Here is a 12,209-nt window from a genome sequence, read left to right on the forward strand (position 1 = left end):
TCAGTCCTCGATCGTGATCCGGAAGACGGGGTGGTCGGGGCAGGCCGCCAGGAGTTCGGCGTCCGTGGACTTCGCCGTGATGCCCTTGAAGTACTGGTTGACCTCCCAGCCCCAGCGCTCCAGGTAGGCGCGGACGACGATCACCTTGTGCGCGTCGTCCGCGATCTCCACGGCGGTGAAGGAGCGGGTTCTGCGGCCCTTCCGCAGTTCGCCGCCGCCCGCGGCCCGCATGTTGCGCACCCACTGCGAGTGGCCGCGGGCCGAGACCAGGTACTGCGCGCCCTCGAAGGGGTGCGGGTTGACGGGGACGCGCTGCATCTGACCGCTCTTGCGGCCGCGGACCGACAGTTCCTGTGTGCCGAGCAGGCTGACCCCGTGCCGGGCGAGCCAGCCGACGATGCCGTTCATCCGGACGGTGAGCGGGCTTCCCTGAAGGTAGTAAGGCTGCGACATGGTGACCCCACTGCTTGGGAGAGCGGTGCTCTCGCTTGAGATCAGTGTGCACTGGAACGGTGCCTAAAAGCAAGAGCAGTGCTCTCGTTTTTGGTCGCCGCTCTGTTCGCGTGGCAGACTGAGACCCATGAGTGCTATCCGGGGAGCCAGGGAACGGGCCCGTATCGAGGTCACCGCCGCCATCAAGGACGAGGCGAGAAGGCAGCTCGCGGCGGAGGGTGCGGCGAAGCTCTCGTTGCGTGCGGTGGCGCGCGAGCTCGGCATGGTCTCCTCCGCGCTCTACCGCTACTTCCCCAGCCGCGACGAACTGCTCACGGCCCTGATCGTCGACGCGTACGACTCCGTGGGCGAAGCCGCCGAGAAGGCGCACCGGACCGCGCTGCCGGACGCCTCCGTGCCCGCCGCCCATCTGAACCGCTGGGTCGCGGTCGCCTGCGCCGTACGCGACTGGGCACTGGCGCATCCGCACGAGTACGCGCTGATCTACGGCTCGCCCGTGCCCGGCTACACCGCGCCGCAGACCACCGTCGGACCCGCGTCCCGCGTCGGCCTCGTGCTCATAGCCGTCGTCCAGGAGGCCCACCGCCAGGAGGGGCTCTCACTTCCGCCGCTCGCCGAGGAACTCCGTCCGGAGGCCGAACGCCTCGCCGCCGACCTGGCCCCCGACCTGCCGCCCGCCGTCGTGGCACCGCTCGTCGCCGCGTGGTCGCAGCTGTTCGGGCTGCTGTCGTTCGAGCTCTTCGGCCAGTTCAACCGGGTCGTGGAGGCGAGGGAGGTCTTCTTCCGCCAGGCCGTGGCGGAGCTGGCCCGCGCGGTCGGCCTGCTCGGCGGCCGCCGGTGAGTCTCCGGCCTGCCGGAAGGCGCCCTGCCCGTTCGCCGTACTCCACAGGGAGTACGGGTGATCACCACGCCCGGCGGACGCCCCGGTGGTGGTGCGCGGTCTAGCGTGGCCGGCATGGAAGAGCAGCGCTCACAGACCCGCGGCGGCCCCCCTGAGGAGCAGGGCGGACCGCCGTGGCGACGGCTCTGGGCGCGCGGCGCGGCGGACGGCGACCCGGCAGGGCCCGGTGGTGGCTCCTGGGGCCCTGGAGCCACGGCGGTCCGCCGCGCTGGCTGACCGGCGTGCGGGGGCGGTCGGCAGACCGGCTGCCCTGGCCGTCGACTCTGCTGCTCGGCGTCGTCGTCATGGCCGGTTCGACCGTCGCGGCCCGCGGCCAGCTCGACGACAAGGCGCCGCTGGACCTCTTCGCCCGGCTGCTCCTCCTCGTCGCCGTGGCGGTGCTGCTGCTGCGTCACCGGTATCCCGTCGTGACTGTCTTCGTGACGTCGGCGGCGGCGACGGTCTATCTCGGTGCCGGCTACCCGTACGGTCCGGTCTTCCTGACCGTGGCCGTGGGCTGCTTCAGTGCCGTCGTCGCCGGACATCGCAGAGCCGCCTGGTCGGCGGTCGGCATGGTGTGGGTGGGACATCTCCTCGTCGCCCACTGGCTGTACCGCTGGCTGCCCCCCTCCGGCGACTCGGCTCCGCCCTGGGGGCAGGAGGTGGGGGTCGCCGCCTGGGTGGTGGCCATCGTCGCCGCCGCGGAGTTCGTCCGCGTACGCCGTGAACAGTGGGCCGCCCAGCGAGTGGAGCGGGCGGCCCAGGAGAAGCGCCGGGCCGACGAGGAGCGCCTGCGGATGGCCCGCGAACTGCACGACGTCCTCGCGCACAGCATCTCCGTCATCAATGTCCAGGCCGGGGTCGGCCTCGCGCTGCTGGACTCCGACCCCGAACAGGCCCGCACGGCACTCACCACCATCAAGGCGGCCAGCAAGGAGGCGCTGGGCGAGGTCAGGCAGGTCCTCGACACGCTCCGTACCCCCGGGGACGCGCCCAGGACCCCGGCTCCCGGACTCGACCGGCTGCCCGAACTGGTGGAGCAGGCGGCGAGCGCCGGACTGACCGTCACCGTGCAGACGGACGGCGCACCCGGCGCCGTGCCGCCGGGCGCGGACCTGGCCGCGTTCCGGATCGTGCAGGAGGCCCTGACCAACGTGGTGCGGCACTCCGGTTCGCGCACCGCCCAGGTCGTGGTCGGCCACGAGCCGGGGCGCATCCGGCTCCGGATCGACGACGAGGGGCCCGCCACCGGTACGGACGCCGGGGGCAGTGGCAACGGGCTCGCCGGGATGCGTGAGCGGGCCGCCGCGCTGGGTGGCACGATCGAGGCGGGGAACCGGCCCGACGGCGGCTTCCGGGTACGTGCCGAACTTCCGTTGCCGGCCGGCGGAACCGGCAGGGCGCCGCACCAGAAGGAGACACCGTGATTCGCGTACTGCTCGCCGACGACCAGCTGCTGGTCCGGGCGGGATTCCGGGCGCTCCTGGACGCCCAGCCGGACATCGAGGTGGCGGGCGAGGCCGCCGACGGCGGGGAGGCCGTCCGCCTGGTGCGTGAACTGAGGCCGGACGCCGTGCTGATGGACATCCGGATGCCGCACCTCGACGGTCTCGCCGCGACCCGCGCCATCACCGAGGACCCCGGGCTGAACGACGTGAAGGTGGTCATGCTCACCACCTTCGAACTCGACGAGTACGTCTTCGAGGCGATTCGCTCCGGAGCCTCCGGCTTCCTGGTCAAGGACACCGAGCCGGAGGAACTGCTCCGGGCCGTCCGGGCGGTGGTCGACGGTGACGCGCTGCTGTCCCCGGGAGTCACCCGCCGGCTGATCGCCGAGTTCGCGGCCCGCTCCAAGGAGCCGGCGGCGGCGACGGGTCTGAGTGAACTCACCGAACGGGAAAGGGAGGTGATGGCCCTGGTCGGCATAGGTCTCTCCAACGAGGAGATCGCCCGCCGCCTCGTCGTCAGCCCACTCACCGCCAAGACCCACGTCAGCCGGACCATGGTGAAGCTCGGCGCCCGCGACCGGGCTCAACTGGTCGTGCTCGCCTACGAGTCGGGGCTCGTACGCCCCGGCTGGCTGGGCTGACCGGGCGACGCCGGACCCCGCGCCCCGACCTCGGCGGCCGTGTCGCGGCGGCCGAACCGCCACAGCACGTCGATGACGCGGCCCAGGAACACCAGCACCGCCACGGCGGCGGCGATCGCGCCGAGCACGGGCCGCAGGCCGCTGCGCGGTGCAAGGAAGACGCAGGGGACGCTGACCGCGACGAACGCGCCGGCGGCCAGCAGGGCTCCGGTCAGCACGGCGAAGCCGATCTCGACCGTCATCGCGTCCCGTTCCGCCTGGCTTCGTCGTCGCATGTCCGAAGTGTCACAGGCGTGGTGGCCGGCGGACAACCGTCGCCCGTCGGCCACCACGCTCCCCCTCGCCAGGTGGTCAGTCCCGCACAGTCACTTTCCGTGCGGTCGGGGCCTCGGCCGCGGCGGCCCGGTCCAGCTCGGAGGAGGCGACCAGCACGGTGTGCTGCGCGGGGAGTCTGCGGCGCAGTCCGGTGAGCGTGATCAGCAGGCCGGCGAATGCCACCGCCGTCACCACCACGAGGCCGGGCCGGTAGCTGTCGAGGATCGCCTGCGGAGAGCCGTTCCCGCTGCCGTGTGCGGTGATGACCGCGGTCACGACCGCCAGGAAGATCGCTCCGCCGACCTGGATCGAGGTGTTCAGCAGCCCCGAGACCATGCCCTGCTCCTCGTCGTCCACCCCGTTGGTGGCCTGGATGTTGAGCGAGGGGAAGGTCAGTGCGCAGGCGGCGCCGAGCAGCAGCATGGAGGGCAGGATCACGGCCGCGTACGACGGGGTGAGGGTGATCCGCAGGAACAGTGCGTAGCCGATGACCAGGAAGGTGAATCCGGCCGCGATGACCCGGGGCGTCCCGAATCTGTCCACCACATCGCCGATCTTCGTGGAGGACAGCGCCACCAGGACACCTGCGGGCAGGAAGGCCAGCGCGGTCTCCAGGGCGGACCAGCCGAGCAGCGACTGCATGTACTGGGTGACCAGGAACTGGAAGCCGACATAGCTGCCGAAGAACGCGGCGGCGCCGAGCTGCGCCCGAACCTGGCTGCCCGAGCGCAGCACGCCGAGGCGGATGAGGGGGTTCGCGGTGCGCCGCTCGATGGTGACGAACACGGTGAGCAGTACGGCGACGGCGAGGAAGGACAACAGGGTGCGGGCGGAGGCCCAGCCGGCCTCGGGAGCCTGTACGACCGTGAAGACCAGCAGCAGCATCGACGCCGTACCGGTGACCGCGCCCGGCAGGTCGTATCCCTTGTGGGTGTGCTCGCGGGCGCTGCGCGGGATCAGCTTCAGACCCGCGACCAGTGCGATCAGCGCGATCGGGGCGGGCAGCAGCATGGTCAGGCGCCAGGACAGCTGGGTCAGCAGGCCGGACAGGACCAGGCCCATGGAGAAGCCGGTGGCCGCGCAGGTGGTGTAGATGGACAGGGCCCGGTTGCGCTCCGGGCCCTCCTTGAACGTCGTGGTGATGATCGAGAGTCCGGCGGGCGCGGTGAACGCGGCGCTCAGCCCCTTGATGAAGCGGCTGGCGATCAGGAGCGGCCCCGAGTCGACGAATCCGCCGAGCAGGGAGGCCACGGCGAAGACGGCGAGCGCGATCAGGAACACCTGCCGCCTGCCGAGGAGATCGGCCGCCCGGCCCCCGAGGAGCAGCAGTCCGCCGTATCCGAGGATGTAGCCGCTGACGATCCACTGGAGGGTCGAGGTGGTCAGCCCGAGGTCGTCGGCGATGGAGGGCAGCGCGACGCCGACCATGGAGACGTCGAGGGCGTCCAGGAACATCGCGGCGCAGAGCACGAGCAGGGTGCCCCAGAGGCGGGGGCTCCAGCCGGCCGGGGAATCGGGGACGGTGAGCGGAGAGGTCATGGGCAGCACGGTACATGCACATGCATTCAATGCAAGTGCATTTAATTCCGATGCAACAAAAGGCTCCGCTCTGCTAACGTGCGGTCATGGCGGCGAACAAGTCCGAGCGGGTGCTCGTGGACGAGTGGCGGGACATCCTTGCCCTGCATGCCAGGACCTCGTGCGAGCTGGATCGCGCACTGCATCCGCACGGTCTGGGCGCCAGTGACTTCGAGGTGCTCGACGTGCTCGCGGAGGCTGTGCCGGAGAGCGGCGACGGCTGTCGCGTGCAGGAGCTGGCCTCGCGGGTCCACCTCAGCCAGAGCGCGCTGTCCCGGCTGATCGCCCGGCTGGAGAAGGACGAACTCGTGTGCCGGGGCATGTGCAGCGAAGACCGTCGCGGTGTCCAGGTGGTCCTGACGGCGAAGGGCCGGGCCCGTCACGGCGAGGTGAAGCCGCTCCAGCGGTCGGTGCTCGCCAGGATGCTGGGCGGTATGCAGGCCTGAGCCGTCGCACGCGGCGGCCGCGGCTGCCCGTCAGGTGCTCCCGCTGTCTCAGGACCAGCTGACCGCTGAGTTCTCGCGCCACAGCCGGGCGAGCTCCGGATCGCCCGACACGGTCAGGTCGCTGAGCGGCCGCCGGTTCCAGAGCGCCAGGTAGAGATCCTGGGCCGTGGCGCTCAACTCGCAGTCCGCGGGCGCCGGCCCGGCCGCCCCGTCCTCGCGCACGACCTGCGGCTGTTCCGCGGAGAGCCGCACGGTCCACGCGGCGGCGGTGTCCGTGGCCCGGATCCGTACCGTGCGCGGCACCTCGGTGCGCACCCTGCTCTTCGGGCGGGCGTGGAAGCCGCGGAGCAACTCGTCGATGCCGTCGACCGCGTGAGCGGCGGCTACGGGAGACAGGGCGCCGCCGCGTGCGGACTCCGCGTCCACCCGGTGGACCGTGGTCTCGTGCGCCTGCCGTCGCGCCCAGAACGCGAGCGGCGAAGGCGCCGGGAAGAAGGACCAGCAGTCCACGTCCGCCGGGGCGCCGTCCAGGGCGGCCACCAGCAGGCGGTGCCCCTCGCGGAACCGGGCGAGCAGTGCGGGCCCGTCCAGGTCCGGCTCGCCGGCGTCGGGGACGTACGAGGTGTGCCCCTCCGTCACGAAGGCGGCCGCCCAGGTGTGGACCATCGCGACGTGCCGGAGAAGATCACGCACCTGCCACTCCGGGCAGGTCGGCACCGGTGCCCCGGTCCCCGCCTCCTCGGCCGCCCGCGCCAGCAACCGGCCCTCGGCGGACAGGGTCTTGATGTACTCCGCGATCTCCATGGCAGGGATTGTGCCAGTGGTCAGACGCCGTGCGGGCGGGCGGACCGGGAGCGGCCGCCGGCGGCGCGTACCAGCCGCACGAACCAGCCGAGCGCGAGCGACTGCACCAGCACGGACACCACCAGCGCCAGGTACAGGAACCAGGCGGGGCCGGCCGCCTCCGCGCCCCACATCGAACCGCCTACGAAGAAGACGAACACCGTCGGTGCCGCCAGGAGGAAGAGCCACACCCCCGCGAACGAGGCGTCCTCGTGGGCGACGAACAGCGTGTCCACGGCGACGAACACGGCAGTGGCCGCCACCACTCCCAGATAGATCAGGGAGGCGGTGTTGCCGAAGGTCAGGCGGGCGATCGCGCGAAGGTGCCGCGTGGTGAGGACCGGCTTGTTCATGGTGTGCTCCCCGTAGATGGCTGACTTATCCATCGTGCGTCCGAGGAACCGTTCCTGCCTGAGTACGGCTACTCACCTGCTCATGGGTGCGCCACGTTGCGCGCGCTGTACCCGAGCGCGGCCGCCGCGGCGGCCAGCAGGGCCACCGTGGTGAGAGCCGCCGGGAGCGAGAACCAGTCGGTCAGGAAGCCGATCGCGGGCGGGCCGAGGAGCATTCCGCCGTAGCCGAGGGTCGAGGCGGCGGCCACCCCGCCGGGGCCGGCCAGCTCGCCGGCCCTGCCGACCGCGACCGGGAAGATGTTGGCCAGGCCGAGTCCGGTGACGGCGAACCCGAGAAGGGCGAGCCAGGTGGTCGGGGCGAGCGAACCGAGCAGCATGCCGGCCGCCGCGGTCCCGCCGCCGGCGACCAGGGTCCGGGTCTGCCCGAGCCGTTCGAGCAGTGCCGTGCCGCTGAGCCGGCCCACCGTCATGGCGAGGGCGAACATCGAGTAGCCGGCCGCCGCGACCCCGGGGTGGGCCTGGAGGTCCTGCTCCAGGTGGAGCGCGCCCCAGTCGGCCAGGGCCCCCTCGCCGTATGCCGTGCAGAGCGCGATCATCCCGAAGAGGATCACCACACGTCGTGCCCGACCGTCCAGCCGCTTGGGCCGCGCCTCGCCACCGGGCGTGACCGGTACGGGCTTCGGGGCGGGGTGCCGCAGCACGACCGGGCCGGCGACGGCGGTCACGAGCAGTCCGATTCCGGTCAGGACGAGGAGATGTGCCGAGGGGGAGAGGCCGCCCGCGACCAGGCCGCCGAGCCCGGCACCGATCATGCCGCCGAGGCTGAACGCGGCATGGAAGCTGGGCATCACGGGGCGCCGCAGGGCGGCGACCAGATCCACCGCCGCGCTGTTCATCGCCACGTTCGTCCCGCCGTACGCGGCGCCGAACACCAGCAGCACCAGGCCGAGCGAGAGTGCCGAATGGGTCTGCGCCGGCAGCGCGATGCTGAGCGACAGCAGGACTCCGCAGACCACGGTCACCGGATGGCTGCCGAAGCGGTGGCAGAGCCGGCCGGTGAGCATCATGGTGATCACGGCACCGGCGGATACGCCGAGGAGTGCGAGGCCGAGGGTGGCGGCCGAGGCGCCGGTCTGGTGCTTGATGGCCGGGATACGGACCACCCAGCCGGCGAAGAGGAAACCGTCGAGGGCGAAGAACACGGTCAGCGCGGTACGGAGGCGGGCCAAGGGTAGTGGGGCGGTGTTGCCGCCCGGTCCCCCCGGAAGAGCCGTCCGCAGTTTGTTTAGTTGCGGCACAAACTCAGCATAGGGGCCTGCGGACAGCGCGCGCAAGATGGCCTGCCGCCGGGCGGCACAGGGGAGGAAGTCGGCCACCACCGCGTCGGCGGCACCTCCGGATCATGGGAGACTCGCCCCCATGAACGGCAAGGTGACCACCACCCGGACGAAGTTGGAGAGGGGCCGCAGCGCGCTCGGACCCGCCCTGGAACTGGTCCACACCGGACGCGCCCCCACCCGCGCCGTCCTCACCTCCGAGCTCGGTGTCACCCGCGCCACCGCGGGCGCGGTCGCCGCGGAGCTGGAGGCGCTCGGCCTGATCCGGGTGGACTCCAGCCCCGGCTCGGCCGCGGGTTCGCAGGGCCGCCCCTCGCACCGGCTGGCCGTACGGGAGTCGGGCCCGGTTGCCGTCGCGGCCCAGGTGCACTCGGACGGCTTCCGGGCCGCGCTGGTCGGGCTCGGCGGCCGGCTCGTCGCGACCGCCCCGGGCTGTGTCACCATCACGGCGGACCCGGCGCAGGTCATCGGCGAAGTCGTCGACGACTGTGCCCGGTTGCTGCGCGACAGCGGTCTGCGGTGTGTGGGCGCGGGGCTCGCCGTGCCGTCCGCGGTCGCCGAACCGGAGGGCACCGCCCTCAACCCGCTCCACATCGCCTGGCCCGCCGGCGCCCCGGTCCGCGAGATCTTCGCCACATGCGTCCGCGAAGCGGGCATCGCGGGACCGGCGTTCACCGGCAACGACGTCAACCTCGCCGCGCTGGCCGAGCACCGGCACGGGGCGGGGCGGGGCGCCCAGCACCTCCTCTGCGTGGCGACCGGCCACCGGGGCGTCGGCGGGGCGCTCGTCCTGGACGGCCGTCTGCACAGCGGGAGTTCCGGCCTGGCCCTGGAGGTCGGCCACCTCACGGTCAATCCGGAGGGCCGGCCCTGCCACTGCGGAGGCCGTGGCTGCCTCGACGTCGAGACCGACCCGCTCGCGTTCCTCACCACGGCCGGGCGCGCACCGGGTCCGCAGGAGTCGCTGCTCAAGCAGTCCGGGGACCTGCTGCGCAACGAGTACGACGACGTGGCGGTACGCGCCGCCGCCGAGGAACTCATCGACCGGCTGGGCCTCGGTCTCGCCGGACTGGTCAACATCCTCAACCCGGACCGGATCATCCTCGGCGGACTGCACCGCGCCCTGCTCGACGCCGACCCGGAACGGCTGCGCGCCGTGGTCGCCGACCGCAGTCTGTGGGGGCGCAGCGGCAGCGTGCCGATCCTGCCCTGCACCCTCGACCACAACAGTCTGGTCGGCGCCGCGGAGCTGGCCTGGCAGCCGGTGCTGGACGACCCTCTGGGCGCGTTGGCCTGAGGGGTGGGCGGCCGGTCTCACGCCTCCCGAACCGGCTCGAACGCGAACGCCCGCGCCGGGTTGGCGACCAGTGCGGCATCCACCGCCTCCGCTCCCAGGGCCTCCTCCAGCCGGGGCCGCAGGCGCCGCAGCAGATGCGGCATGCCCGGGGTCTCCGGCACGGTGGTGTCGCCGCCGAGCAGCAGCTGCCCGCCGAACCCCGCACCGGCCAGCGCCGCCAGCTCCTCGGCCAGCCGCCAGTCCGTGGCGTGGTGGGCCCGGGACGGACCGTCGAACGCGAGGAAAGCCCCCGCCCGCGCCGCCTCCCGATGCACGGCACCATCCGGTGACCGGCCGAGATGCCCGAGAATCACCCGGTGCGGGGCGACGCCCAACTCCCCGCACAGCAGATCGAGTACGTCCGGAGCGGCCGTGCCCAGCTCCAGGTGGACGGCGATCGGAGCGCCGGTACGGTGATGGGCCTCGGCCGCCGCCGTCATGGTGAGCCGGGCGTGTGCGTCGACCGCGTGGAAGGCGCCGGCGACCTTGATCAGGCCCGCCCGCACCCCCGTGGAGCCGATGCCTTCGGTCAGCTCCGAGACGAAGAGCGAGGCGAGGCCGTCCCTGATCCGCCCGAGCAGCTCGGGCGGATAGTGCACGGCCTGGTGCAGCCCGGTCGCCGCCACCACGTGCACGCCCGCCGAACGGGACAGCCCGGCCAGCGAATCGGCCCCGCGCCCCATGCCGTGAGGCGTCCACTGCACCACCGACCGGCCGCCGAACCCCCTGAAGGCACGCAGCCGTTCGGCAGCCGTCCCGGGGTCGTCCAGCTCCCGGCCCGGCAGCACCGGGCTGCGCAGGAAGAGATGGTCGTGGGCGTCGCACACGCCCAGGTCCCCGGCGAGGATGTCCCCGAGGACGGTGCGGACCACGGCTACCACTGCCGGCCGTCCCCGAGGTCGCCGCGCTCCGGCCGGCTGAGGTGGAGCACCTCGTAGTGCTCGCCGGGCTCCTCGGGCGCGGGATGTTCCCAGAGCGTGAAGTGGAGCAGCTCCCAGTGGCGGGGGTCGACTGCGAGCGCCGTGGCGACCGCGCCGGGAGTCCTCGCGAGCCGGCGGCTCTCCTGGAGCGCGGCCTCGACCGCGTCCGCCGGGGCGGCCGAGGCCGCGACGGTCGTGCGGCGCCGGGTGGCCGTGCGGGGGAGCGCGGCCGACGACGGCCCCTCCTGGTACGACAGCCCCGCCCAGTGCTGCACCTGCGGCCGGCCGAAGTCCTGCACGATGCCCTGGAATCCGGGACCCCACAGGAAGGCGTTCATGCCCTCCGGCTTCGACCACAGATAGAACGGCGCGTACTGGTTGACCGGGGAGTCCTCGCCGCGCTCCCGCATCAGGAAGGCCTTGATGCCGAGTCCGGGGAAGGCGTCCAGGAGGTGGCCCTTCGTCGCCACCCGGTTGCGGATGATGCCCATGTCGTAGTCGGCGGGCAGGGTGATCTCGTACTGCATGGCATGCATCGCGTACTCCTCAGGCCGCCGGGTAGCCGGACACGTCGGCATGGGTGTGCCAGTGGATGGTGTTGCCGTCCTCGGCCGCTTCGACGAGGGCGAGATGGGTCATGAAGGTGCGCGGCGTCGCGCCGTGCCAGTGCCATTCGTCCGGCTCGATCCAGACGGTGTCGCCCGCCCGGATCGTCTCCACCGGACCGCCCCTGCGCTGCACCAGGCCCTCGCCCTCCGTGACATGGAGGACCTGGCCGTGCGGGTGGGTGTGCCAGGCGGTGTGGCCGCCCGGGGCGAAGTGCACGCTGAACATCCGCAGCCGGGACGGAGGTTCGGGCGCCGCGATCTCGTCGAGCCAGACGGTGCCGTTGAAGTGCTCGGCCGGTCCGGGCCGGGTGTCCGGGCGGTTCCTGGTGATGCGCATCTGCCAGGGCCTTTCGTTTGGGTGGGCCGGGTCAGGGTGCGGTGCCGGGGCACGGGAGCCCGGCATGCTTCAGGCGAGAGGCTCCAGGTGCTCCTCGACCGGTCGGTCGCGTACGACAGGGGGTCGGCCGGCGTCCGTACGGGGGGCGAGCAGGGCGAGCAGTCCTCGGGCGGCGGCGTCGAAGGCGTCGGGTGAACCCGAGGCGCGGGCCAGCACGTAACCGCCCTGCACCGTTGCGACGATCGTCGCCGCGATGTCGGCGGGCACCAGGGCGTGGGCGAACTCGCCGCGGTCCAGGCCTTCCTGGACGATCTCCGCGAGCCTCGTCCGGAGCCATTCGATCGTCTCGTCGACGGGCGCCCGCAGTTCGTCGCTCGCGATGACCTCCGGATCCATCGTCAGCCGGCCCACCGGGCAGCCCCGCAGCACGTCGCGCTCACGCAGCAGGTATGCCGAGATCCGCTCGTGGGCCGACCCGGGGGAGTCGAGCAGGAGGCCGGCCGTCTCGCGCAGCCCGGCGGCCGTACGGCGGATGGCGGCGAGGGCCAGGTCGGGCTTGCCGCTGAAGTGGTGGTACATGCTGCCCTGGCCCGCGCCGGCGTGCTGCTGGATGGCCTTGGGGCTCGTGCCCACGTAGCCGCGCTCCCACAGGAGTTCCTGGGTGGCTTCGATCAGACGCTCCGGAGTGCTCATGAACTCACTGTACATACTAGT

At 72.5% G+C, this 12,209-nt stretch carries 15 protein-coding genes; 5 read left to right on the forward strand and 10 right to left on the reverse strand.

Annotated features, from left to right (window positions below; translation table 11 throughout):
- Complete coding sequence (locus LNW71_RS30975; protein ID WP_250971210.1) at nt 1-453, reverse strand: nitroreductase family deazaflavin-dependent oxidoreductase; 453 nt, start codon at nt 451-453, stop codon at nt 1-3.
- A gap of 127 nt (nt 454-580) precedes the next feature.
- On the opposite strand from LNW71_RS30975, the gene LNW71_RS30980 reads away from it, so the two are divergent.
- The 3 genes from LNW71_RS30980 to LNW71_RS30990 all read left to right on the forward strand — a co-directional run bounded on the left by LNW71_RS30980 (nt 581) and on the right by LNW71_RS30990 (nt 3,422).
- Complete coding sequence (locus LNW71_RS30980; RefSeq protein WP_250971211.1) at nt 581-1,294, forward strand: TetR/AcrR family transcriptional regulator; 714 nt, start codon at nt 581-583, stop codon at nt 1,292-1,294.
- Between the two features lie 173 nt (nt 1,295-1,467).
- Entirely contained in the window at nt 1,468-2,760 is a 1,293-nt protein-coding gene (locus LNW71_RS30985; RefSeq protein WP_374119473.1) for a sensor histidine kinase, read from the forward strand.
- A complete protein-coding gene (locus tag LNW71_RS30990) occupies nt 2,757-3,422 on the forward strand; it encodes a response regulator transcription factor (RefSeq protein ID WP_250971212.1) in 666 nt (221 codons plus the stop codon). Before LNW71_RS30985 ends, LNW71_RS30990 begins: the two co-directional genes overlap by 4 nt.
- Here the strand turns inward: LNW71_RS30990 and LNW71_RS30995 are convergent.
- Nucleotides 3,383-3,697, reverse strand: a complete 315-nt coding sequence (locus LNW71_RS30995; protein ID WP_250971213.1) for a DUF6332 family protein — start codon at nt 3,695-3,697, stop codon at nt 3,383-3,385. The genes LNW71_RS30990 and LNW71_RS30995 overlap by 40 nt on opposite strands.
- 76 nt (nt 3,698-3,773) lie before the next feature.
- Nucleotides 3,774-5,276, reverse strand: coding sequence for an MFS transporter (locus LNW71_RS31000; RefSeq protein ID WP_250971214.1), 1,503 nt, complete (start codon nt 5,274-5,276; stop codon nt 3,774-3,776).
- Between the two features lie 86 nt (nt 5,277-5,362).
- On the opposite strand from LNW71_RS31000, the gene LNW71_RS31005 reads away from it, so the two are divergent.
- Nucleotides 5,363-5,761, forward strand: a complete 399-nt coding sequence (locus tag LNW71_RS31005; RefSeq protein ID WP_250971215.1) for a MarR family transcriptional regulator — start codon at nt 5,363-5,365, stop codon at nt 5,759-5,761.
- Between the two features lie 48 nt (nt 5,762-5,809).
- On the opposite strand, the gene LNW71_RS31010 is transcribed toward LNW71_RS31005, so the two are convergent.
- The 3 genes from LNW71_RS31010 to LNW71_RS31020 are packed head-to-tail and all read right to left on the reverse strand — an operon-like array spanning nt 5,810 to nt 8,255.
- The gene (locus tag LNW71_RS31010; protein WP_250971216.1) at nt 5,810-6,565 is read right to left on the reverse strand and encodes a maleylpyruvate isomerase family mycothiol-dependent enzyme; all 756 of its coding nucleotides are present in this window, start codon (nt 6,563-6,565) and stop codon (nt 5,810-5,812) included.
- Between the two features lie 20 nt (nt 6,566-6,585).
- Nucleotides 6,586-6,990: an SCO4225 family membrane protein gene (locus LNW71_RS31015; RefSeq protein WP_374119474.1), complete on the reverse strand. Its 405-nt coding sequence runs from the start codon at nt 6,988-6,990 to the stop codon at nt 6,586-6,588.
- A 47-nt stretch (nt 6,991-7,037) separates the two neighbouring features.
- Nucleotides 7,038-8,255 carry an MFS transporter gene (locus tag LNW71_RS31020; protein ID WP_250971217.1) on the reverse strand — a complete coding sequence of 406 codons (1,218 nt, stop codon included), beginning with the start codon at nt 8,253-8,255 and terminating at the stop codon, nt 7,038-7,040.
- A gap of 121 nt (nt 8,256-8,376) precedes the next feature.
- Here LNW71_RS31020 and LNW71_RS31025 point away from each other — a divergent pair, with 121 nt between their 5' ends.
- Complete coding sequence (locus LNW71_RS31025) at nt 8,377-9,591, forward strand: ROK family protein (RefSeq protein WP_250971218.1); 1,215 nt, start codon at nt 8,377-8,379, stop codon at nt 9,589-9,591.
- A gap of 17 nt (nt 9,592-9,608) precedes the next feature.
- Here the strand turns inward: LNW71_RS31025 and LNW71_RS31030 are convergent, their stop codons facing one another.
- The 4 genes from LNW71_RS31030 to LNW71_RS31045 all read right to left on the reverse strand — a co-directional run bounded on the left by LNW71_RS31030 (nt 9,609) and on the right by LNW71_RS31045 (nt 12,188).
- Nucleotides 9,609-10,511, reverse strand: coding sequence for a phosphotriesterase (locus LNW71_RS31030; RefSeq protein WP_250971219.1), 903 nt, complete (start codon nt 10,509-10,511; stop codon nt 9,609-9,611).
- Nucleotides 10,505-11,086 carry a DUF4865 family protein gene (locus tag LNW71_RS31035; protein WP_250971220.1) on the reverse strand — a complete coding sequence of 194 codons (582 nt, stop codon included), beginning with the start codon at nt 11,084-11,086 and terminating at the stop codon, nt 10,505-10,507. Before LNW71_RS31035 ends, LNW71_RS31030 begins: the two co-directional genes overlap by 7 nt.
- A gap of 10 nt (nt 11,087-11,096) precedes the next feature.
- Nucleotides 11,097-11,495 carry a cupin domain-containing protein gene (locus LNW71_RS31040; RefSeq protein WP_250971221.1) on the reverse strand — a complete coding sequence of 133 codons (399 nt, stop codon included), beginning with the start codon at nt 11,493-11,495 and terminating at the stop codon, nt 11,097-11,099.
- A gap of 69 nt (nt 11,496-11,564) precedes the next feature.
- Entirely contained in the window at nt 11,565-12,188 is a 624-nt protein-coding gene (locus LNW71_RS31045; protein ID WP_250971222.1) for a TetR/AcrR family transcriptional regulator, read from the reverse strand.
- Nucleotides 12,189-12,209: the final 21 nt, after the last annotated feature.

The sequence above is a fragment of the Streptomyces sp. RKAG290 genome (assembly GCF_023701695.1).
GTDB lineage: Bacteria > Actinomycetota > Actinomycetes > Streptomycetales > Streptomycetaceae > Streptomyces.